This is a genomic window from Bacteroidota bacterium (assembly GCA_016713765.1).
In the GTDB taxonomy this organism is placed as follows: domain Bacteria; phylum Bacteroidota; class Bacteroidia; order AKYH767-A; family 2013-40CM-41-45; genus Pollutiaquabacter; species Pollutiaquabacter aromativorans.
Genome location: JADJON010000001.1, coordinates 1,269,506 through 1,290,718 on the forward strand (window position 1 = coordinate 1,269,506; position 21,213 = coordinate 1,290,718).

The 21,213-nt window shown below is 52.0% G+C and carries 17 protein-coding genes, 1 pseudogene and 1 CRISPR repeat array (1 of these 19 running past the window's edge); of the genes and pseudogenes, 8 read left to right on the forward strand and 10 right to left on the reverse strand.

Annotation, left to right across the window (positions count from 1 at the left end; translation table 11 throughout):
- Positions 1 to 730: direct repeats of the CRISPR family, unit length 36 nt; unit sequence GCTGTGGTTTGATGACTAAAACCGATATTGACTAAC (it extends 5,499 nt beyond the left edge of the window).
- Positions 731 to 836: 106 nt separating this feature from the next.
- The 6 genes from cas2 to IPJ96_05000 form a co-directional block, all read right to left on the reverse strand.
- Positions 837 to 1,178: a CRISPR-associated endonuclease Cas2 gene (gene cas2, locus IPJ96_04975; GenBank protein ID MBK7909701.1), complete on the reverse strand. Its 342-nt coding sequence runs from the start codon at positions 1,176 to 1,178 to the stop codon at positions 837 to 839.
- Between the two features lie 2 nt (positions 1,179 to 1,180).
- The gene (gene cas1 / locus IPJ96_04980; GenBank protein MBK7909702.1) at positions 1,181 to 2,074 is read right to left on the reverse strand and encodes a type II CRISPR-associated endonuclease Cas1; all 894 of its coding nucleotides are present in this window, start codon (positions 2,072 to 2,074) and stop codon (positions 1,181 to 1,183) included.
- Positions 2,071 to 5,493 carry a type II CRISPR RNA-guided endonuclease Cas9 gene (cas9, locus tag IPJ96_04985; protein ID MBK7909703.1) on the reverse strand — a complete coding sequence of 1,141 codons (3,423 nt, stop codon included), beginning with the start codon at positions 5,491 to 5,493 and terminating at the stop codon, positions 2,071 to 2,073. Before cas9 ends, cas1 begins: the two co-directional genes overlap by 4 nt.
- A gap of 216 nt (positions 5,494 to 5,709) precedes the next feature.
- Positions 5,710 to 8,088, reverse strand: coding sequence for a polysaccharide biosynthesis tyrosine autokinase (locus IPJ96_04990; GenBank protein MBK7909704.1), 2,379 nt, complete (start codon positions 8,086 to 8,088; stop codon positions 5,710 to 5,712).
- 1 nt (position 8,089) lies between these two features.
- Entirely contained in the window at positions 8,090 to 8,854 is a 765-nt protein-coding gene (locus IPJ96_04995) for a polysaccharide export protein (GenBank protein MBK7909705.1), read from the reverse strand.
- A 15-nt stretch (positions 8,855 to 8,869) separates the two neighbouring features.
- Complete coding sequence (locus IPJ96_05000; GenBank protein MBK7909706.1) at positions 8,870 to 10,012, reverse strand: acyl-CoA dehydrogenase; 1,143 nt, start codon at positions 10,010 to 10,012, stop codon at positions 8,870 to 8,872.
- A 174-nt stretch (positions 10,013 to 10,186) separates the two neighbouring features.
- Between IPJ96_05000 and IPJ96_05005 the strand changes: the two genes are divergently transcribed.
- Both IPJ96_05005 and IPJ96_05010 read left to right on the forward strand, forming a co-directional pair.
- Positions 10,187 to 11,542 (forward strand): T9SS type A sorting domain-containing protein, encoded by a 1,356-nt coding sequence (locus IPJ96_05005; protein MBK7909707.1) that lies wholly within the window; start codon positions 10,187 to 10,189, stop codon positions 11,540 to 11,542.
- Positions 11,539 to 12,609 carry an anhydro-N-acetylmuramic acid kinase gene (locus tag IPJ96_05010; protein MBK7909708.1) on the forward strand — a complete coding sequence of 357 codons (1,071 nt, stop codon included), beginning with the start codon at positions 11,539 to 11,541 and terminating at the stop codon, positions 12,607 to 12,609. The genes IPJ96_05005 and IPJ96_05010 overlap by 4 nt, the downstream gene beginning before the upstream one ends.
- A gap of 67 nt (positions 12,610 to 12,676) precedes the next feature.
- Here the strand turns inward: IPJ96_05010 and IPJ96_05015 are convergent, their stop codons facing one another.
- The gene (locus IPJ96_05015; GenBank protein ID MBK7909709.1) at positions 12,677 to 12,820 is read right to left on the reverse strand and encodes a hypothetical protein; all 144 of its coding nucleotides are present in this window, start codon (positions 12,818 to 12,820) and stop codon (positions 12,677 to 12,679) included.
- Here IPJ96_05015 and IPJ96_05020 point away from each other — a divergent pair.
- The 3 genes from IPJ96_05020 to IPJ96_05030 all read left to right on the forward strand — a co-directional run bounded on the left by IPJ96_05020 (position 12,819) and on the right by IPJ96_05030 (position 15,764).
- Positions 12,819 to 13,175, forward strand: coding sequence for a hypothetical protein (locus tag IPJ96_05020; protein MBK7909710.1), 357 nt, complete (start codon positions 12,819 to 12,821; stop codon positions 13,173 to 13,175). The genes IPJ96_05015 and IPJ96_05020 overlap by 2 nt on opposite strands.
- Positions 13,176 to 13,333: 158 nt before the next feature.
- On the forward strand, positions 13,334 to 14,596 hold the full coding sequence (locus tag IPJ96_05025) for an amino acid dehydrogenase (GenBank protein ID MBK7909711.1): 1,263 nt from the start codon (positions 13,334 to 13,336) through the stop codon (positions 14,594 to 14,596).
- Positions 14,597 to 14,621: 25 nt separating this feature from the next.
- On the forward strand, positions 14,622 to 15,764 hold the full coding sequence (locus tag IPJ96_05030; protein ID MBK7909712.1) for a mechanosensitive ion channel family protein: 1,143 nt from the start codon (positions 14,622 to 14,624) through the stop codon (positions 15,762 to 15,764).
- A 3-nt stretch (positions 15,765 to 15,767) separates the two neighbouring features.
- Here IPJ96_05030 and IPJ96_05035 read toward each other — a convergent pair whose 3' ends face one another.
- Both IPJ96_05035 and IPJ96_05040 read right to left on the reverse strand, forming a co-directional pair.
- Complete coding sequence (locus IPJ96_05035; GenBank protein ID MBK7909713.1) at positions 15,768 to 16,949, reverse strand: DUF1501 domain-containing protein; 1,182 nt, start codon at positions 16,947 to 16,949, stop codon at positions 15,768 to 15,770.
- Positions 16,950 to 16,951: 2 nt separating this feature from the next.
- A complete protein-coding gene (locus tag IPJ96_05040; protein MBK7909714.1) occupies positions 16,952 to 18,319 on the reverse strand; it encodes a DUF1800 domain-containing protein in 1,368 nt (455 codons plus the stop codon).
- A 275-nt stretch (positions 18,320 to 18,594) separates the two neighbouring features.
- Here IPJ96_05040 and IPJ96_05045 point away from each other — a divergent pair.
- Positions 18,595 to 19,639, forward strand: a pseudogene (locus tag IPJ96_05045) (IS481 family transposase).
- A 244-nt stretch (positions 19,640 to 19,883) separates the two neighbouring features.
- Here IPJ96_05045 and IPJ96_05050 read toward each other — a convergent pair.
- Entirely contained in the window at positions 19,884 to 20,336 is a 453-nt protein-coding gene (locus IPJ96_05050) for a hypothetical protein (GenBank protein MBK7909715.1), read from the reverse strand.
- A gap of 48 nt (positions 20,337 to 20,384) precedes the next feature.
- On the opposite strand from IPJ96_05050, the gene IPJ96_05055 reads away from it, so the two are divergent.
- Both IPJ96_05055 and IPJ96_05060 read left to right on the forward strand, forming a co-directional pair.
- Positions 20,385 to 20,606: a hypothetical protein gene (locus IPJ96_05055; GenBank protein ID MBK7909716.1), complete on the forward strand. Its 222-nt coding sequence runs from the start codon at positions 20,385 to 20,387 to the stop codon at positions 20,604 to 20,606.
- A 90-nt stretch (positions 20,607 to 20,696) separates the two neighbouring features.
- Positions 20,697 to 21,122: a hypothetical protein gene (locus IPJ96_05060; GenBank protein MBK7909717.1), complete on the forward strand. Its 426-nt coding sequence runs from the start codon at positions 20,697 to 20,699 to the stop codon at positions 21,120 to 21,122.
- Positions 21,123 to 21,213: the final 91 nt, after the last annotated feature.

Below are 21,213 nucleotides of genomic sequence, written 5' to 3' on the forward strand. Positions count from 1 at the left end.
CTAACTGCTTCCATGTCCTCGGAAAGTACTGGCCGCTGTGGTTTGATGACTAAAACCGATATTGACTAACGCAACTGGCCGATCAACTGACAGGGGTGCAGCTGTGGTTTGATGACTAAAACCGATATTGACTAACTTGCTGGACTTTGTCGCATCGACCGCTCAGGCTGTGGTTTGATGACTAAAACCGATATTGACTAACGGCGGCGAACGGAGGAAGCGGAACACAGACGCTGTGGTTTGATGACTAAAACCGATATTGACTAACCACCCCATAAATTCAGACCATGGCAAAGAAGCTGTGGTTTGATGACTAAAACCGATATTGACTAACAAACACAAGTTACCGGAGGAGAGCCTTTAAGCTGTGGTTTGATGACTAAAACCGATATTGACTAACCTTAATGGATAATTCTCGTGACGCTGAGAAGCTGTGGTTTGATGACTAAAACCGATATTGACTAACCGCATGGTGTTCGTTGTTTCGCAATCCGAAGCTGTGGTTTGATGACTAAAACCGATATTGACTAACAATAACTGTTGGCGAATTCAAGGAATATCTGCTGTGGTTTGATGACTAAAACCGATATTGACTAACTAAATTGAAGAAAGAGAGAAATCATTCAGCGCTGTGGTTTGATGACTAAAACCGATATTGACTAACGCCGACGTAGAAACGCCGGCTGCCGTCGTGGCTGTGGTTTGATGACTAAAACCGATATTGACTGGCTGTGGTTTGATGACTAAAACCGATATTGACTAACCTACCCTTCCATTTTGGCCTGTGAACCAGCTGGTTGGGTAGGGTTCTTTACCGGATAAAAATTAAAAATTGGCTAGAAAAGCTCCAGTTGTTGTGGCGGGGGAGGAAGCGGTTCAGACGATTTACCCCAGAAATTCAGGATGTCGCCATACTGACGGTCGGTGATCTGTAATACGCTCACCTGACCTTTCTTCGGTAGGGACTTTTCCACTCTTCGGATGTGTACAGCAGCATTTTCTCCGCTTGGGCAGTGCCGGAGGTAAACGGAGAATTGCATCATCGTGAATCCATCTTGTAGCAGGTCCTTTCTGAATCGCGCGTAGTTCTTGCGATCCTTTTTAGTCTCCGTTGGCAGGTCTAAAAACACCAGGATCCACATGACACGGTAGGCGCTGATCCTCTCCTGATGCCGCATGGTCAGAGGGAAGGAAACGACAGCTCGACTTTTCCTGTTTCAAAACACCTGGCCAGTTGCGCGGCAGACTGCTGGATCGCGATCAAAAGCGGACTGGTGCTTTTTTCGAATGCAGCGTCTTGTGTGAGTATGGAAGCCAGACTTGTCTTCACATCTTTATCCAGTGGAGCATCGGGGCCCGACTGACGGACAATGGCGACCACCGCCCTGTCCACCCAGGGTCGAAAGGGTTCCATGAGGTCGTCCGCCAGCGGGTAAGCGTTATACCGGTTATGGTGATGGATGCCTGCCACCGGCAACAAACCCGAACCTACCAGGGATCGGGCTACAGCGGTCCGGATGATCGTATAACCGAAATTGAAAAGTCCGTTGGGTGGAGGTCCGTTCCGGTCCCGGTAAAAACCCGGTACTTCAGCCATGAGTGTTTGCCAGTAATAGCGTGCCGCCTGTCCTTCTTCGTTTCCTGGATCGCCTGAGCGTAATTGCCGTATCCGTTCCTTTAAGGCAGTGCTTTCAAACCCATAATAATCTAAAACCTGTCCTTGATTTCTGATCTTGGCCTTGACAATGGTCGACCACAATTGTTTTCGAAGCGTTTCGCCTGCCGATAATTGCATTCGAAAGCGCTCTCCGTGCAAGTTGTGTCCGTTGAGCGGCAGTTGAAGCCCGATCGGGTGATGGGTCTCGTCGCAAACACACACGGCAACATTTGCTGTTGCAAGTTCACTTAATAGATGGGAATTTAGGTTTACTTCCCGAGACTCTATAAGTACAATTCCAATATCTTCAATCGGTATTGTAGTTTCACTATTGTTATCTTTACCACGAACGACAAGTTGTTTGTTTCGTGTGGTAAGGTTAAATGGATTTGTTATATATATGGTGCGTTTGATCATTCCGAATTTTCCTGCTCAATTTTAACAGGTTGACCAATAATATCGCCTATTACGTTTATTCTGACAGAAGTAACCTTCGAGTTAAAAAAACCTTTAATGGATGAAACTCGGTGAAAAAACGGTGATTCATCTCTTGTAATTGTTGCTTCGCTATGAAGCCGAAACTCATAAATAGGAGATGAAAATTTTTGAACACGGTAAAGATGTTTGCTTAGAAAGGAAGGGTTATCTCGATTGGAAGTTATTTCTTCGCCAGAAAGTCCAATAAAGAATGGGGAATTCGAGGTCAAACAAGCAATGGTCCTAGTTCCATTAGATGGCAATCTAAAGATATGGGTGCCTTGTCTCTTTCTTTCTACTGCTTCCCAGAAAGTCACAACCTCTTCATCCATGATGCCCTTGTCGTTTTGATAAATCAGCACATGATGATTGTTCCGCGGATTTACATAGCGGTTAATCCCGGCATTCTGGTTGGCGGCATTCCCAAGGTTTTCGGAGATTCGCACTTTATGGACAGGAACCGGATCCCCGTTCTTATTGGGTAGCAAAACAGGAATATCAAATGCAGCTTTGAAGGCTTCCTTTTGTTCCTTCGTCTCCGGTTTGGGTTTGCCGGATTTCTGATCAATTGGTATCCCGCGTTGACGTAGCCGGTCATATACCAGCGCACGCACCCGGGGGTCGACAATCTTCGGGAAAGCAGCTTCGCTAAGCCCTTTCAGTGATTTTCGAACATGATAGGCTTCGGACTGTCCGGGCGCTTTTCGTTTTCCATACACGGTGTCCATGTGCAACTGCCCTCGCGCCGAGATGCCTGTATTCTGAAATTCGTTCTTGCCCTTCTTGAATCTGAATTTACGCTGCGTCAATACCTTGCGATCTGCTTTGTGCGATACCAGTATGGAAAGTATGCTCAGCTCGGCATCCTGCCGGAAACTGTCCCAGGGCATGGGGAAATTTCGCAGCTCGGCAGCACGATTGTATTTATTCCATTTTTGTAATTCCTGTAAGTGCGCAAGTTTGTAGGTGGCCATGACCAAGGCATCAATGGCATGGTGCCGGTGGTCTTTACGATCTTTGGCATCGGTATCGCTAAGTATCGTGTTAAGTCCCCACTTTCCTCTCAAAATGGCGGTCATGTTGCCGGGCGCTACGGAGACCTTTTCGGCTACTTGTGATAAGTAATTTGTCGCTTCTTTACTGATGTACCGGGTGTCGTTTAGTTGTCTTGCGATGAAACCTTCTTCGTCAAACTTTTCAGCAGTGAACCGTTTGAATTTCCGGTAACGGTTCGGAAATTCTTTCGTGTCATAGAATTGAGTGATGACTCGTTTTTTAACATCTTCCCAAGTTGCTTTCCCGGAGCGGATGAAGTGTTGGTACGGAGTGCGTTCACCTTTCAAACGGTTTTCATCGGCAAAACACAGCGTAAGATTGAGCCAACTGTCGTCCAACGATTTGCTCCAGGGGAAAATGTGCTCGATTTGCACTTCTCCGCTGAACAATTGAGTAATGCTGATCTCTCTGCCGGTATACGGACAGGTGTGCTGGCATTCTTCCCATAATTTATAACGAAGCATGTTTTCGACGGAAGGTACTTTGCCGTGCTCATTCAGCCGTTTTTTCACTTCTTCATTGTATCGCTCCAGCCGGTTTTGTTCCATTCGAATTTGCCAGCGCTTTTGTCGTGGGTTTCTCAAGTCGCGTGCAAGTTCCACGGAAATTTCTTCGATCTTTCCAAACTTTTCGATGAGCGCGTTAACGACTTTTCTCAATTCGAAAAGCGCTGTAGAGACGACGGGGTTTCGAAGATTCTGGATAATGCGGTCTGCCGCTGGGCCGTAAGGCAGTTTTTCAACCCATTCCCCGGCTCGGATAGATTCGCTGTGGTGATAGAGTTTGTTTAACTGTTTTTCCGTGAAACCGAATTCGCGGACCAGAAAGGCCTTTAGCTCTTCAAGGTAACCACCTTTAATTCCAGAGCGAACAATTTCCGGGACGTTGGTAATGATGAAGTCCTTGTTTTCGGGAGAAAGTGAATCCCAGGTGTTGCCAAACGCATTTCTTATTCCTCCCAGACAGACTGCGATATCATATTGATGTCCGTCTTTCAAAAAAGGTAGTATGTTGTTGATCGCTTTTCTACTCAGGCTGGCGTATCCTTCTTCCAGCCGGATTTTAAGTAAAGCCTGGAGATCTTTTTCGCTGCATTTCCATTTCTTACGCCCATAATCTTCCAGGCTATCCTTGTCTTCAAAGGAAAACAGCACATGCCAGATATCTTCTTGTTCCTTTTGACTTAACTCCTGCCAGGTCCGGTTGTTGAAACTCAAACCTGATAAGGAAGCTAAAGTTTGCGCGTTCTTTACTTTGTCGTCTTCAAGATAATTGAACCGGTAGTATTCGTCTTTCTTTTTCCAAAGCTTTCGAAGGTCTTTGATTTTTTTATCTGTTTTGGAAGCTGTCAGATAATCAACAGCAGTGTCGACTTCTTCCCGACTAAGCCGCTCTCCATTGCACTCAATCGTATTTAGAAATTGATAGAGACGGAAATATTGAAATGGGATCGCACTTACCGGGCATCTGGGCTTTTTAGGCTCAAATGTGCATTTCCCGATAAGATATTTCTGACTTCGCAATGGCCGCTGGAAAAACAAGATTCCATCCTGCGGATCATTCTGTTTCCTGGTACCGCCAAACCGGATTCTCATTTCCTCGCTCAATAATGGGTTCAGTTTGCTCTGTGCGCTCCAGATCGCATTGAACTCCATTTGATACATAGCCCTGGTAGTGTAACGATTTCGAATGCGCGGCCTTCCGGCAGAATAGGATTCTCCATCTGGAGGATAAATGGTAGCGAGGTAGCTGCCTAATGTGCTGTTACCAATTAAGGATTGAGTTTCATTAATGCCGGTCTTGCCTTCCTCTTGATTTCCTGTGAAAAGGACGCTTTCCTCTTTGTCATCTCGGGTGCTTCTGCTGTTGCTTTGAAAACCACGCCGCTGAGCCATGTGATAGAGCAGTCGACCAAGCTCTTCCGCTTGCAATTGCTCTTTTAGCGCTTTAGCCCGGAGCAGATAGGGGTTTAGGCGAAACCATTCGCGCATCCCAGGCGAATCTGGAAATTTGTTGGCCCGGAAAAATCCCTGTAGTTCATCCGGCGAAATGGGGCATAAGCCGGCTTTTGAAAGCTCTTTCAGCAGGATCTTCTTCCGTAATTTTCGTCGGAAGTTTTGCCTCCGCAATCCCCTGAACTGTCGCCGTTCGCTGTTTCTCGAAATTTCTTTTTCTCCTTCTCCTAGATTCACCACCCCTTCTGGAAAAATTCGAACTCCGGAACCAAGGATTCTTTTTTCATCCTCCACCAATGCCCACCCGATGGAGTTGGTGCCAATATCAAGGCCTAATCTTTTTTTCATAAAATATTATTTAAAAATATTACTTGACTCAAATGTATTCATTGAGTAGTTTTGTGTCAAGTGATTGAAAAATCATTTAGTCATCTTATCACAGTAAGGCTAAATTGCCGAAGGTGAAAACCTTGAGCCCGGCGTACTCCGTCGGGCTTATTTTTTTAATAAAAAACGTCCAATAATCGAATAAAACAAAAAAGCGGCTCATTGGAGCCGCTTTTTTCATGCCTTCTTCGGTTTCCTGAAAAACTTCTTCTTCCGATTTTCTTCGTCATAATAGCCGTAGCCGTGGTAACCATAGCTATAGCCGTAGCCGTACCCATAGCGTTGGTTGGTGCCGGCATCGTTGAGCAGGATGCAGAGGTGCTTTGCTTTTCCTTGTTCGTGGATCTCGTTGATCGTTTTGATGTACTCCTTCTTCGAGTAATTCTCGCGAACGATGAAGACGTTGATGTCGGCATGGTTCATCAGCACCAAGGCGTCGCTCACGATCCCCACCGGCGGTGTGTCGATGATGATGTAATCGTAGCGGTCGCGTAACGAGTGGAGCATTTCCAGTGTCCGCTTGTTGGCCAGGAGTTCCGCCGGATTCGGCGGGACCGGACCGGACGGGATGATCTCCAATCCGTCGACCGAAGTCTTGTGGATGACTTCTTCCAGCGTCGCGCGACCGATGAGGTAGTTGCTCACCCCGATGGAGTTGTCGATGCCGAAATCCTGCACCAGTTGCGGCTTGCGCAAGTCCATACCCACGATGATGACGCGGTAATGCTGCAAGGCCAGGACCGCCGCAAGGTTCAGGGTCGAAAAGGATTTTCCTTCACCACCCACGGAGCTGGTGATGAGTACGATCTTGTGCTGATCGGCCAGTCCGAGGAACATCAGGTTGGCGCGGATGGAACGGAAGGCTTCGGCAATGGCCGATTTCGGCTTGGCGCTCACCACCAGGCGTTCACTGCTGGTGTGGTGTCCCACGACGCCGATCACGGGTACTTTCGTCTGCTTCTCCACATCCTCGCGGTTGCTGACGGTGTTCTTCAGGTAGCCCTGCAGGGCGATGAAGAGAATGGGCAATACCAGCGCGAGGAGGAGCGTGATGATCGCCACCGCCTTGCGGTTCGGGATCACCGGGATCTCGTTGAAGGATGCGCTGTCCAGCACCTTGTTGTCGGACACGGCCGTTGCCTTGGCGATACCGGTCTCCGCTTTCTTCTGCAGGAGGTAGAGGTAGATATTCTCATTCACCGAGAAATTGCGCTGGATGCCGAGCAGTTCCCGTTCGATGTTCGGGATCTTGCGGATCGAGCCTTCGTATTCCGCCAACTGGCCCTGGATCGTACCCAGGCTGACGCGCGTCTGGTTGCGGAGGCTGTTGATGTTCTCGATCAGCGACGCTTTGGTTTCTTCGATCTGCTGGTCAATGACCTTGATCGCCGGAGAGTTCTCACTGGCGCCGTACCGCAGGCTGCGCCGTTTGGTCTGCAGATTCTTCAGTTGACCGATCAGGTCGATCAGCAGGGGATCCGGTGTGCCCAGGCTGGACGGAGCCAGTTGGTCGAGGTCCTTGTTCGACTTTACGTAGTTGTACAGGTAATCCAGCGACTTCAATTCCAGCTCGGCTTTAGCCCGGTCGGCATCGACCCGTGTGACACGCTCGAGGTAGGCCTTGGATTCTTCGCTCAGGTCAACGGTTCCTTTTTGTTCCTTGAACCGCTGGAGTTCCAGTTCGGTCGCGTTGAGGGTCTTGGAGATCTCCTCGAGTTGCTCGTCCACGAACTTCAGCGTCAGCGCGGCGACGGAAGATTTGTCCTTTACGTCCTGGTTGATGTAGACTTTTCCCAGGGTGTTGAGGAAATCCACGGCACGTTCGGGCACCTGGTCCTGGATGGTGATGTTGATGATGGTCGCGTCCTTGTTGATCGGTTCGGCTTTCATCTTTTCCGAATACCAGGCGATCAGTTTGTTGGTCGATTGGATGACAAAGCGGAAGTCATCGTCCTGACGTGCCGCGAAGGAAGGATCGTTCCTTACAATGCGGAGTTTGAATCGGGCTGTCTGGACCTCTTCGCCGAAGCGATGTTTGGAGGAGTAGTTGAAATCGTCCACCAACCGGTTGTCCGCTTCGATCTCGAGCTGATAGGTCAGTGAATCCAGCAGGCGGATGTGAAACTCTTCATCGTACACGCCGTCTTGAACATACAGCGGTTCAACGATGAAGGGGTTGTTCTTGTATATCGGATAACGGAAAAAAGTGGTCTTTCCGTAATAACTGACGCCCAATCCGAGCTCTTCGATGGTTTCCTGCAGGACGGATCGGGATCGCAGAATGCCGATCTCCGTGGCGACGTTTTTGACATTGCCGAACAGGTCGCCGGTCAGGATGTCTTCGATATTGCTCGACTTGTTCTTGCTGTCCTTGATGAGCACACTCGTATTCGCTTCGAATACCGGAAGTGTAAAACGGATGTACAACAGGCCGGCGGTTCCGAAAACGAGTAAGGAGATCAGGAAGTAGTGCCAGTTCCTACGGATGTTCGAAAAGAGCAGGCGCAGGTCGATCTCGTCGTCGTTGCGTGGACGGTTGTCGGTGCTGGCGCGCATGTTATTTGGTTTGGGTCAGGAAAAAGGTGACGGCAATGATGGCGGTGGAGATCACCGAAGCGAAGAGCGTGACCGAAGGGTTGATGTTCTGGAAAGCGCGGCGGCGTACCGGAGCGACGTACACGACATCGTCAGGATGCAGGTACCAGGTTTCGGGTGTGAGGCTCGAGCTTTTCGTGAGGTCGATCTTGTATTCCCGCATCTGGTTGTTCTCCGAGCGCAGCAATTTCACCGCCGAGCGGTCGCCAAAGGTGTTGAGGTCGCCCGCATAACCCAAGGCCTCCGCCAGGGTGATGCGTTCGTTGGGAACGGGGTAAGTGCCGGGCTTGTTGACTTCGCCGAGCACCGTCACTTTGAAGTTCAGTTTCTTGACGGTCACCAACGGATCTTCCATGTATTCTTTGTACTTCGCGGTGATGGCGCGATTGGCTTCCGCGAGTGACATGCCGTTCAGGTTGACCTTCCCGGCCAGCGGTAGGTTGACCTCGCCGTTCTCGGCTACGATATAGCCTTTTTCATAAGCCGAACGCGTATCGCTGGTCGGCCGGTCGGCCGGTACTGCGAGATATGGGAATGCTTCCGCGTTAATGGAAAAGATATTGATCGAGAGAATGTCTCCGGGATAGATCCGGAGCGTATAGGCGCCGGGTTGCGCCAGAGCGGAAGGAAGTCCATCCTGGAAGTACACTATCTTCCGCTGTGGCGTACAGGCCGAAAAAAGCAGGGCGATCCACACGAAGTGGAGCAGCGGGAGGATTCTTTTCATCAGCAGGAACGAGGATTATTTCCCGATGATCTCACGGGAAATGACGATGCGTTGAACTTCCGATGTGCCTTCGTAGATCTGAGTGATCTTGGCGTCGCGCATCAGTCGTTCGACGTGGAATTCCTTCACGTAACCATAACCACCGTGGATCTGTACGGCTTCGGTCGTGACTTCCATGGCCGTTTGGGAAGCGAAGAGTTTGGCCATGGACGAAGCCAGCCCGTAGTCCTGCTTCTGGTCCTTCAGCCAGGCGGCTTTGAGACAAAGCAGGCGGGAAGCTTCGATGTTGGTGGCCATATCGGCCAGTTTGAACTGGATAGCCTGGTGCTGCGAGATGGTCTTGCCGAAGGCTTTGCGCTCTTTCGAATATTGCAGGGCAAGTTCGTAAGCGCCCGAGGCGATGCCGAGCGCCTGCGCGGCGATACCGATGCGGCCACCGGTGAGGGTTTTCATCGCGAACTTGAAACCGAAGCCGTCTTCGCCAATGCGATTTTCTTTCGGGACTTTGACATCCGCGAACATGAGCGAGTGGGTGTCGCTGCCGCGGATACCCATCTTATTTTCCTTCGGGCCGATCGTAAAACCGGGCATGCCCTTTTCCACGATGAACGCGTTGATGCCTTTGTGACCTTTTGCCACGTCAGTCTGGGCCATGACCAGGTACACCGAAGCGGAGGAGCCGTTGGTGATCCAGTTCTTGGTGCCGTTCAACAGGTAGTGATCACCCTGGTCGATCGCGGTGGTGTGTTGCGAAGTAGCATCCGAGCCGGCTTCCGGTTCGGAGAGACAAAAGGCGCCGATGATCTCGCCCTTGGCCAGTGGAACCAGGTATTTCTGCTTCTGTGCCTCTGAACCGAATGCTTCGAGGCCCCAGCAGACGAGCGAATTGTTCACCGACATGACCACGGATGCGGAGGCGTCCACTTTCGAGATCTCTTCCATGGCCAGTACGTAGGAAATGGTATCCATGCCACCGCCGCCGTACTTCGGGTCCACCATCATGCCGAGGAAACCGAGTTCGCCCATTTTACGGATCTGTTCCGCGGGGAACTTCTGATGGTCGTCGCGCTCGATGACGCCCGGTTTCAATTCTGTCTGGGCAAAATCGCGGGCAGCTTTTTGGATCATCAGGTGTTCTTCGGTCAGCTCGAAATGCATGGCAGTCGCTTGTTCTTAATTCGTTGTTTTTCGGGGAAAACGCCGCATTTCCAACCGGGAAAGGGCGTATTTTGTGCGGACAAACCTACGGATTTGAACGGTATTCTAAAAGAATGGAGAAGCGTAACGCGAAGGCTGGCTTTCAGCATTTGCGTGTCGCTCCTATGTCCGTTTATGACCTTGAAAGTTAGCGCGTTGGAGCCGACTTGTGCGGCTGTTATCCGACTCGACCCGCAGTGTGAACACGAGGGTATTCGGGCTGCACAATTGACCGATGGAACTTATCTGCTGGTTGGCAATCTGGTTAACACCGCTACCGGTTCGGGCACCATCGCCATTTGCCATTTGAATGAATACGGCGATACGATTTCTACACGACAATACGGATCAAGCGGCGCCCTCTGGACATTGACCGATTGGTGCGCAACGGTCAATGGTTGGATGCTGGCTGGTGTCGTCGATAGCGTGGGCAACACCTCGGGTGCAATCTGGCAGATCGATAGCACGGGTCAATTGATCACGCAAGTCCGTTATCGGATGACCGGCGAACGGGTTCGGTTCACCGCGCTGGTCGACGCGCTGGAAGGCGGCTGGTTGCTGGCGGGTTATCGGCTGGAAATCGCGACCAACCGTTACCGTTTCCATGTGCGCAAACTGGACGACGCCTTACAAACTACCTGGACAAAGGATTACAACATCCGTTTAGGACAGTTGCTCGATGCGGAACAGGTTCCCGACTCATCCTATCTGTTTACCGGGTACCTGCTCGATCAGGGCGATACCAGTGGCTGCCTGTTTGTGCTGCATACCGACCTGCTCGGCGATTCGCTCTGGCTTCGGAAGTATTTCGGAAATGGATGGGCTTCCGGCGCTTCGCTTGCGCAGCTGCAAAGTGGTTTTGTCGTGGCAGGAGCGACTTCCGTTTCCTCGGTATCTCCATCCGATCGCTTTGTGGTGCGGTGCAACGAACCGGGTGATTCGCTCTGGACGCGATCGCTTGGAACGGCCAACCAGGAACGTATTCATGACATACTTCCGGTTGAAGACGATTGCCTGCTTTTAGTTGGGGAATCCGCTTCGCAACTGGATGTAACCAAATTCGATTCTTCCGGCTCCTTGCTTTGGTCGCATACGCACATGGCCGGATTGAACGATCGGGGGAAGCACGCTTTTCAAACGGCGGAGGGTAACTATGCGATCGTGGGTACGGCTGGTGCCGGCAGCGGTTCTTCCGCATTTTATTTCCTGGTAATGGATACTTCGGGTGCAATCGTCCTCAACCTGGTTGATGGGTTTCCGAAACCCAATTACCTGCATTTTTATCCGAACCCGGCAAAGGGGATCGTCCGTCTCGCTCCTGGTCCCGTCAAAGACCTGGTAATCTTCGATCTCCTCGGGCGTGTCCGGATGCGCGTTCCGGAAGCACGGGAAAGTTTGGATCTGGGATCATTATTACCCGGTTGTTATATCGTGGAAGCGGAGAACGAGTCGGGGGCGCACCTTCAGGGTAAACTAATCGTTGCGGAATGAGTCCGGAAACTTACCAGGTGGTCGGATTAATGTCCGGTACTTCGCTCGACGGACTGGATATCGCGTTGTGTGAGTTCGTCCGAGGCGATACCTGGAGCTATCGGATCGTGGAAGCGGAGACCGTGACGTATCCCGAAAGCATCGCATCCCTGTTGCGAAGCATTGATAAAGCGGATGCTGAATCGCTTGTAAAAGCGCAGGTACATTATGGGAGTTACCTCGGGGAACAAGTCCGGAAGTTCCTGGCCGAACGCAGCTGCAGCGCGGATTTCGTCTCCTCCCACGGGCACACCATCTACCATCAACCCGGTAACGGTTTTACGTTCCAGTTGGGCGATGGCGCCGCACTTTCGGTAGCTGCGGGATTGCCGGTGGTGAGTGATTTCCGCATGCAGGATGTGGCGCTCGGAGGACAAGGCGCTCCGCTCGTGCCGGTGGGCGACCAACTGTTGTTCGGTGAATTTACGCACTGCCTCAACCTGGGTGGGATCGCGAACATATCGTTCTCAGCGGGTAATCGTCGTGTAGCCGGAGACCTGTGCCCGTGCAACCTTTTGCTCAATCCGGTAGCTGCACGGCGAGGATTACCCTTCGACCGCGATGGCCTGCTGGCACAAGACGGACAACCCAATTCGGAATTGTTGGCGGAGCTGTCGGCTTTGCCCTATTATCGGCGGTCAATGCCCAAGTCGCTCGGTCGCGAAGATCTGGAGCGGGATTATGATCCCATCCTATCCCGATTCAGGTTGCGCGAAGAGGACTTGCTTGCTACGCTTTGCGAACACATCGCGACCAGCATTGCCGCCGGGATACGTGCTCCTGAAGGGTTGTCTGCATCTGGCAAACTTCTGGTAACCGGCGGAGGCGCACGCAACCATTACCTGTTGGAGTTGATCCGAAAAAAATCTCCGGTCGAAGTCTGTGTTCCCGACGGATCCATCATTGACTTTAAAGAAGCGTTGATATTCGCTTTCCTCGGGTTACTTCGCTGGCGACAGGAAGTCAACGTACTCGCGTCCGTCACCGGTGCACACAGGGATCACTGTGCAGGTTCGATTTATCTATGAACGACGCAAGAGCTGATAATGAAAAAGGCCACCATTCGGCGGCCTTTTGTATTTAAGTCAGTAGGGATCAGAAATCGTCTTCGTCTTCGTCGAAGTCATTCATACCACCGGAGTCTTCCATATTGATATCCTCATCCATGGACATTTCCATGCCGTTGTCCTCGTCACTTGCCTCGGTCAGCGGACGGATCTCGATGATCTCTTCCTGCATGGAAATCACCTTCGGTTGTTCGAACGGAATTTCGGGTGACTTTACCGGTTTCGGCGCTGCGGGTTTTTTCGCTGCGGGTTTCGGAGCCGCAGGTTTTTTAGCCGCTGGTTTTTTGGCTGCCGGTTTTTTCGCGGCTGGTTTCTTTGCTGCGGGCTTTTTCGCTGCAGCTTTTTTCGCAGCCGGTTTTTTAGAAGCCGCTTTCTTCTTGGCGACGGGTTTTTTAGCCGCTTTCTTTGCGACTTTTTTCCGGGCCGGTGCGGCCTTCTTGGCTTTCTTGGCCGGAGCCTTTTTAGCCTTGGCTTTCGCCTTCTTCGCGGGCTTCTTCTTGGTTGCCATGGTGCGTTGGGTTCTTTGAAGTGGTGGTAGGCAAACTTATTTCCGTGAATCCAAAATTACAAGAACAATTATTCACCATACAACCGATTCCGGAAAAAAAATCGTGGACCCGGTCGGGGTTTGCCTTGGTTGTCCGGTGCGGCTATTTGCCGTAGGTTTGCCCCGCCAATGAGTACCATGAATCAATCGTTGCCTGTCGCCGAAGCCCTCCGGGTTAAGGATCTGATCCGTCGTTTTGAAGAAAAGCGTCCGGAGATCGTATTCGAATGGAAAGATGCTGAAACCGAAGCGGAGGGTTGGATCGTCATCAACTCCCTGCGGGGTGGTTCCGCCGGTGGCGGTACCCGGATGCGGAAGGGCCTGGACAAGCGGGAGGTAGAATCCCTCGCAAAAACGATGGAAATCAAGTTTTCTGTCAGTGGCCCTCCCATTGGCGGGGCGAAGTCCGGGATCAATTTCGATCCGTCCGATCCCCGCAAGCAGGGGGTTTTGGAACGATGGTTCAAGGCGGTGATGCCCCTGTTAAAGACCTACTATGGGACGGGCGGCGACCTGAACGTGGACGAGATCCACGACGTCATCCCGATCACGGAAAAGCTGGGACTCCGGCACCCGCAAGAGGGAACGGTCGTAGCCCACTTCAATGCCGGAGAGGAGCAAAAGGCCCGGATCATCGGCCAGCTTCAGCGCGGCGTGAAAAAGCGCCTGGAGGACCTGGCCTATTCGCCGGAACTCACCCGACCCATTACCGTGGCGGATATGATCACCGGCTATGGGGTGGCTGTTTCGGTCCTGCATTATTACCGCTTATGGGGCGGAAGTGTCAAGGGCAAACGCGCGATTGTGCAGGGGTGGGGTAACGTAGGGGCCGCCGCGGGCTATTACCTCGCCCAGATGGGCGTTTCGATTGTCGGAATCATCGATCGTCAGGGCGGTCTGATCAAGGCATCGGGCTATTCTTTCGAAGAAGTACGGGAATTGTTCCTCCAGCGTCAGGGTAATCAGTTGAACGCGGAGGGAATCATACCGTTTGATAAGATCAATCAGGAAATCTGGCAGACCGGTGCCGAAATTTTCGTTCCGGCTGCGGCATCCCGCCTGGTACAACGCGAGCACTTGGATGCTATGCAATCCAAGGGGCTGGAAGTGATCGCCTCCGGAGCCAATGTCCCGTTCGCGGACAAGGAGATCTTCTTCGGACCGATCATGGAGTTCGCCGACAACAACTGCAGTGTGATTCCGGATTTCATCGCGAACTGTGGTATGGCGCGGGTATTCCGCTATCTGATGAATGATGAAACGCCGATCACCGATGAGGCCATCTTCCACGATGTTTCCGAATGCATCGGCGGCGCCTTGGAAGCCGTGTATCATCGCAATCCGGGAAAACGTGGATTGAGTCAGACGGCCATTGAGATCGCGCTGGAAAAGTTGATCTGATAAGCTGTTAACTTTGACCGGGAAGATGCTCGTCTTCCCGGTCGTTTATTTTGCCATGTTCTCTCTCCGTTCCGTCTTGAATCAAACCTTTCTGGGTAACACGCTGGAGAGTTATCTCTGGTTCCTTGGTATCCTACTGGCCGGACTCGCCCTCAAGCGTTTTATCTCCAAGCTCATTGCCCGCCTGTTCTATCGCGTCGTGCGGAAGCAGGGCCACCGGGTTGGATCCGAAAAATTCCTGGCGCTGACTGCGGCGCCGGTTGGATTCCTCTTCCTGATCCTGATTCTTTATGTGGCTTGTGACCGCCTGCATTTTCCGGAGGAATGGAAGCTGGTTCCGGAGAATGTCTTCGGCCTGCGCTTCGTGCTGCACCAGTTGTTCGAAGGCGCCGTCGTTGTCGCCGTTACCTGGATAGTGCTGCGGTTGGTCGACTTCTTCGGATTGGTCCTGATCGAGCGCGCGCGCGAAACGGAAGACCGGTCGGATGATCAGTTGGTTCCTTTTGTCAAGGAAGGAATAAAGGTGATCCTGGCAGGCGTAGGCTTGCTCATCACTCTGGCGGTCTCGTTTGATCTCGATGTCGTATCGCTGGTCACCGGACTGGGGATCGGCGGACTTGCTTTCGCGTTGGCGGCAAAAGAAACACTGGAGAACCTGCTGGGTTCATTTACGATATTTCTTGACAAACCCTTTCGTGTCGGTGACCAGGTGAAAGTTGGTCCGGTGGAAGGTAAGATTGAAAGCGTAGGATTCCGTTCGACCCGGATCCGTGCCCTGGACCGCATGCTGGTGACTGTTCCGAACAAGAAAATGGTCGACGCGGAACTCATCAACGAAACGGAGCGTGAGGTGCGCAGGTCCCGTCAGGTTTTTCTGTTGGAACATTCCACTCCGCCGGAACGGATCGAAGAAGTCCTGACGGACATTCGCGGCTACATTGAAGTGCAACACGAGCTCGAATCCGGTTTTATCGTTCGTCTGCAGAACGTCACGCAACACGGCTTGGAATTGCTGGTGGTTTATATCGTAAAGACGCCCGTATTCGAAGAGTTTCTGGCGGTACAGGAGCGTATCCACCTGGAGATCCTGGGTATTCTGCATCGCCATCAGGTCAGGTTCGCGTCGACAGCCCCTGTTGTCAACCTCTCCGCTTCGCCGGATCGATAGTTCTTACAGGATGTTGAGGGTCGGGTAGTGATTCCCGAGAATCGTCGTCGCGTCTTCGCCCAGCCATTCTTCCAGGATCGTCGCGTAAACCTGCCGGAAATCGGTTTTGAACTTCACGTCTCCCTCGTCGAGATCACCCAGGTCGGGTAGGCCGTTGATCAATCCTTTGCGACGCATATTGCCACCGGCGAGAAAGACATAGTTGGCGGCGCCGTGGTCGGTGCCGTTGCTGCCGTTCTGCGCCACCCGTCGGCCGAATTCCGAAAAGACCAGGATGCGGGTTTCGTAGAATCGATCTTGTTGCTTTAAGTCGTGGATCAGCGCGCTCAGGCCCTGATCAAAGGTTTTCAGCAAGCGGTTTTGAATGTTCTTCTGTAAGGCGTGCGTGTCAAACCCCGGAAGTGAAACATAAAAAAACCGTGTCTCAACTCCGGCTCCGATCAGCGAAGCGATCTGACGGAGTTGTTTGCCGAATGCATGGTTCGGATAGTTGCCCGTCGTGTGGGTGCTATTCGTATGTGCGGAGAGATAGTCCGCGCTCTCGACCGTCTGGCGAAGGGTACGATACAGGAAGGTGCTTTCCCCTTGTTCCGGAAGTGATGCTTGCGCCAGGCTGCGCAACAGCGGTCGCTTCAGCAGTTGTTGCAGGCGTTTAGAATCGGGTGTGGCCATGCCCTTACGCTGTTCGCCCTTCAATGCCAGGCTGAGACTTTCGTCCAGTTCCAGGGCCAGGTGTGCGGGCGTTGCATTGGAGGATTTCAGCGCGTCCAGGTAACGGCCGATCCATCCGGTTTGAACGTAGCGGTCGGCATCGCTGGCGCTATGCCAGATATCCATGGAACGGAAGTGAGAGCGGTTCGGGTTAGGATAACCGACGCTGCTCAGGATGCTTGCTTCGCCTTTGTGAAACAGATCGGCCAACCCGCGCAGGTTGATGTTGAAAGCGGCATCGTCGTTTAGTCGGAGCAATTCGTTATTGCGGAGGGCGATACCCGGCCGGGCGGAGTAGTAGTGGTCGTCGCGGAAGGGAACGATGCAGTTGAGCCCGTCGTTGCCTCCGGTGAGTTGGATCACGATCACCCTGCGACCGCTGAACGATTGTGTGACGGAACCGCGAAGAAAGGCGGGCAGAAACAGCGCTGTGGAGGCAAGGCCGGTTGTTCGGAGGAAGTCGCGACGAAGCATGGTCAGACGAGTTGGAATTCAGGCAGGCTGCAAACGGCTATACAGGCATCCTTCAGGGTGGCTGGTGTCGGGAGTGCCTTTCGTGTGCTGGAGGAAAGGTCCGTGGTCAGCAGGTCCCGCGACAATGCGTCGATCCAGGTATCCGGAGTTTGAGCGCCATAGGCTTTTTCAGGAATTTCGAATCGGGCGGTGATGCGGGCGATAGCCTCTTCCTGAAGTTTCTTTTGTGAAGTTTCTTCAAACTCCGGCCGTCCGCGAGCCGTTAAGGCGCGTTCGCGTAAAAAGCGATCGGCGAGGCTGAGCCGCAAGAGGAGAGAGGCGCTGTCGATCCAGTCGCGGTGTCCTTTCCATCCTGCCACATTGGGAGGGAAGAAAAGTGTCTGACCGAGGTTTTGTTGCAGCCTAAGGAGCGTTTCGCCCCGTTCGAACTCGATACCGAAGTAGCGGATCATGCGAACCAGCAACGGTACCGGAGCGGTAATCATGGATCCCATCACCGAGGCGTCATAAAACCAATCCCGGGTGAACAGGTGGCGGAGGGTTTTGCCGATATGAAGATCATGTTCTTGTAACACACCGGCTAGTTCCCGAATGCGCTCATCGGATGGGTTGGGATGGAAGTAGAATCGAAGCAGTTTGCCGGAAAGGAAGTCGGGTAGGGCGGGGTGCGCAAGCAGCAGATCGAGCACCTCGGTACCGTCGAGCGGGCCGGTTTTTCCCAGGACTACTTTGGTTCCGGTATCGTGATCGGTGTCGATGATTTCGAATTTTCCCTTGCGATTCACTTTCCAGCCGGTGAAGGCGCGTGCGGCCTCCCGGATGTCGTGCTCTGTATAGTTACCGATGCCCAGGGTGAACAACTCCATCACTTCGCGGGCGAAGTTCTCGTTCGGATGGTCCTTGTGATTTTCCTGGTTGTTGAGATAAATGATCATCGCAGGGTCTTGTGCAATGCCGTGCAACAGGTCCCGGAAGGAACCGAGCGCATGGCGTCGCAGAAAATTGTTCTGACCCTGCATCAGGTAGGAGAATGGGGCGGAGGTGGCGAAATGTCCGTGCCAGAAGAGGGTCGCCTTTTCGCGCAGGCAAGCCCGCGATTCGACCATCCGGTAAAGCCAGTGAAAGTTGAGGTTCTGCATCTCCGGTCCGGAACGGAGGATCATGGCTAATACGCGGAAGTTGGAAACCTCGGCCCGACCTTTCAAGGGATCGGGGATGAGGTTCAGGTCTTCGATCTGTTCCGACTCGTTAAAAAGATGGTCCACCAGATCTTCCACATCCTTTCCTTCCCAGCGATCCAACTCTGCCGGCAGCGCGCCAAAACCGGCACGAAGAAAAAGATGTTGGACAGCCCGACGTGTAAGTTTCATGGACGACTGGTTAAGGGGAAAGAAAATTAGAAATTAATGGGGGTGAATCAGGAAGACAAAACACATGCCATAAAATGGGCCCAAAGTTCGATAGGGTAAATGGCAAGAAAGCATGAAGGAGGGCGCTGGTAACAAGGTATCGGTAAGGGTAACTAGAAACTAGAAACTAGAAACTAGAAACTAGTAACTAATATGTACTAGTTAGTATTTAATCTGACAGATAAGGGTTATCTTTAGGATACGAAACATAACAATAACCCCTAAACTGTCAGACAATGAATACAGAAGCTAAGTTAATCAAAACCAAGTTAGGCTTGTTGAAGTTAGCCGAACAATTGGGTAATGTATCCCAGGCGTGCAAAGTGATGGGCTATTCACGGGATAGTTTCTATCGGATCAAAGAGTTGTACGATACCGGTGGGGAGACGGCTCTGCAGGAGATCAGTCGGAAGAAGCCGATACTGGCCAATCGGATGGATATAGCCTGGGAGAACGCCATCGTACAGATGGCCACAGACTATCCGGCCTACGGTCAGCTTCGTGCATCGAACGAGTTGCGTAAGAAGGGGATTTCTGTTTCACCGGCCGGGGTACGGTATATCTGGATGCGGCATGATCTGGAGACCTTTGCCAAGCGCTTGAGGCTTTGGAGGCGAAAGTGGCCCAAGACGGACTGATTCTCACCGAAGCGCAACTGGTTGCCATGGAAAAGAAACGGGAACAGCAGGAAGCCATTGGCGAGATTGAAACCGAGCACCCCGGTTACCTTGGAGCCCAGGACACGTATTATGTGGGCAATATCAAGGGTGTAGGCCGGATTTACCAGCAGACCTTCATCGACACCTACAGCAAAGTAGCCTTTGCCAAATTGTATGACCGTAAGAACGCCTTGACGGCAGCCGATATGCTCAACGACAAGGTGCTACCGTTCTTTGAGGAGCATGGCTTGCCGCTGCTTCGGGTACTCACAGACCGGGGTACAGAGTACAACGGCAAGCGGGAGAGTCATGAGTACAGTCTTTATCTGACACTGGAGGATATCGATCATAGCCGTACCAAGGCCCGGCATCCTCAAACCAACGGCATCTGCGAACGCTTCCATCGGACAATCCAGAACGAGTTTTATGCGGTTGCCTTCCGAAAAAGGTCTTTGGATCGCTGGAGGAATTACAGAAGGATCTGGATCAGTGGATAGAAGAGTACAACTGTGAAAGGACACACACCGGAAAATACTGCTTTGGTAAAACACCAATGGAGACATTCCTGGACAGCATACCCTTGGCGCAAAGTAAAATGCTCGATAAATTAGCAACCGGTTAAAAGTTATTCCGGGCGACGGATCCTTAAAAATCCGTCAGACCGGAAATAACTTTTAACCAACCCTGTCTGTCAGGTGAAGTTCTAACTATTACAACTAATAGCTAGAAACTAATAACTGGTAACTATTCGCTCCCGCCTTCGTAAAAGCTACGGCGGACAGGATTTACTATTCGCTATTCGCTATTCACTATTCACTATTTACTGTTCACTGTTCACTGTTCACTGTTCACTGTTCACTATTCACTCAATTATGAATATACAAACTCTGCGCCGCCGCATCGTATTCTGTCCCATACGCACGCAGCGGCCGTGATGCAGGGCCATTAGTGATGGATCCGTCGAACAGGCTGAAGCGGCTACCGCACTTGTCGTCTTTTACCTGTACCAGGCTGGAGTCCACATTCAGGATGGAGCCGCTGGCCGTGGGGTCATAAGGACATGCACGGTCGTAGGCGGCGAAATCGTCGATACTTTTTCGGTAGACAATAATTCCCTTATAACCGCCGTTGATGGTGATAGAGTTGCCGACGCTGTTGAGGGCGCTGTATTCGGGAAGGCTCAGATAGAGGGTCAAATTGACCGGAACATTGGGGATTTGGGAATCGTTTTCCTTCCTACAGGAGGAAATGGCCATCCACCCGATCATCAGGAGCAGGAGGTAGTTGATAGGTCCAGGTTGAAAAGTGCGTCCGGGCAATGGAAGGAGGTCAGGGTGTTGGGTCTAACTTTGATCAAAAATACAACGATGAAACGAATATTGTATTGTCTGACCGCCGGCGGTCTTTTATTGCTGGCTGCTTGCGGAAGCGGTGAGCAAAAATCTTCCGGTCCTGCTACCGATTCGGTTCAGGTAGCCGGTGATAGTGCGCACACGACCACCTACACCTGTCCGATGCATCCGGAGGTGATTTCCGACCAGCCGGGAAAATGTCCGACCTGCGGGATGGACCTGGAGCCGAAGAGTTAATCGAGCGGTTGAAGGAATCTTGTTGTCACTACCCATGAACGGTCATCCCGGTTCCGGCCGGGTGGCCGTTCAATTGTTATTACCACATCCATGATACGTCTCTCGATGTCCGATTTACGCCAGCAACTGAAGCTGATCGTTTTCCTTTTCATGATGTCGTTGTTGCAACCGATGGCGGCGCAGGACCTGGATGCGCGTTCGCCGAAGCCCATGCCGTTGGGACGGGAGCAGAAGAAGGCGGATAAGAAGAAGGCGAAGCAGGCAGCCGAACTCGACAAAGCCATCCGCAAGGGACGGAAGCAACATGAAAAGTTGCAGTCGAAGCAGACGAAGAAGATGATGAAGAAAAGCCGGAAGAAATCGAAGCGATGGAACGACAACCGGCGGGAGTTTTTTCTGAAGCGTTGGTTTTCGCCGCGCCATCGGAAGGCGGATGCCGGTTTCTTGCCTGAGTATTATGCCTTTTATGGTCGCGCCAGACGCGTGGAGACCTTGTTTGACCCCTTTTACGTTTAAGCCAATCCTGGGCATACCTACACCTTGAGATAGGCGTTTTGGATGTGGATGCAGCGAGTCTGATTCCTACGTCATTTGTCGTATTGCTTTG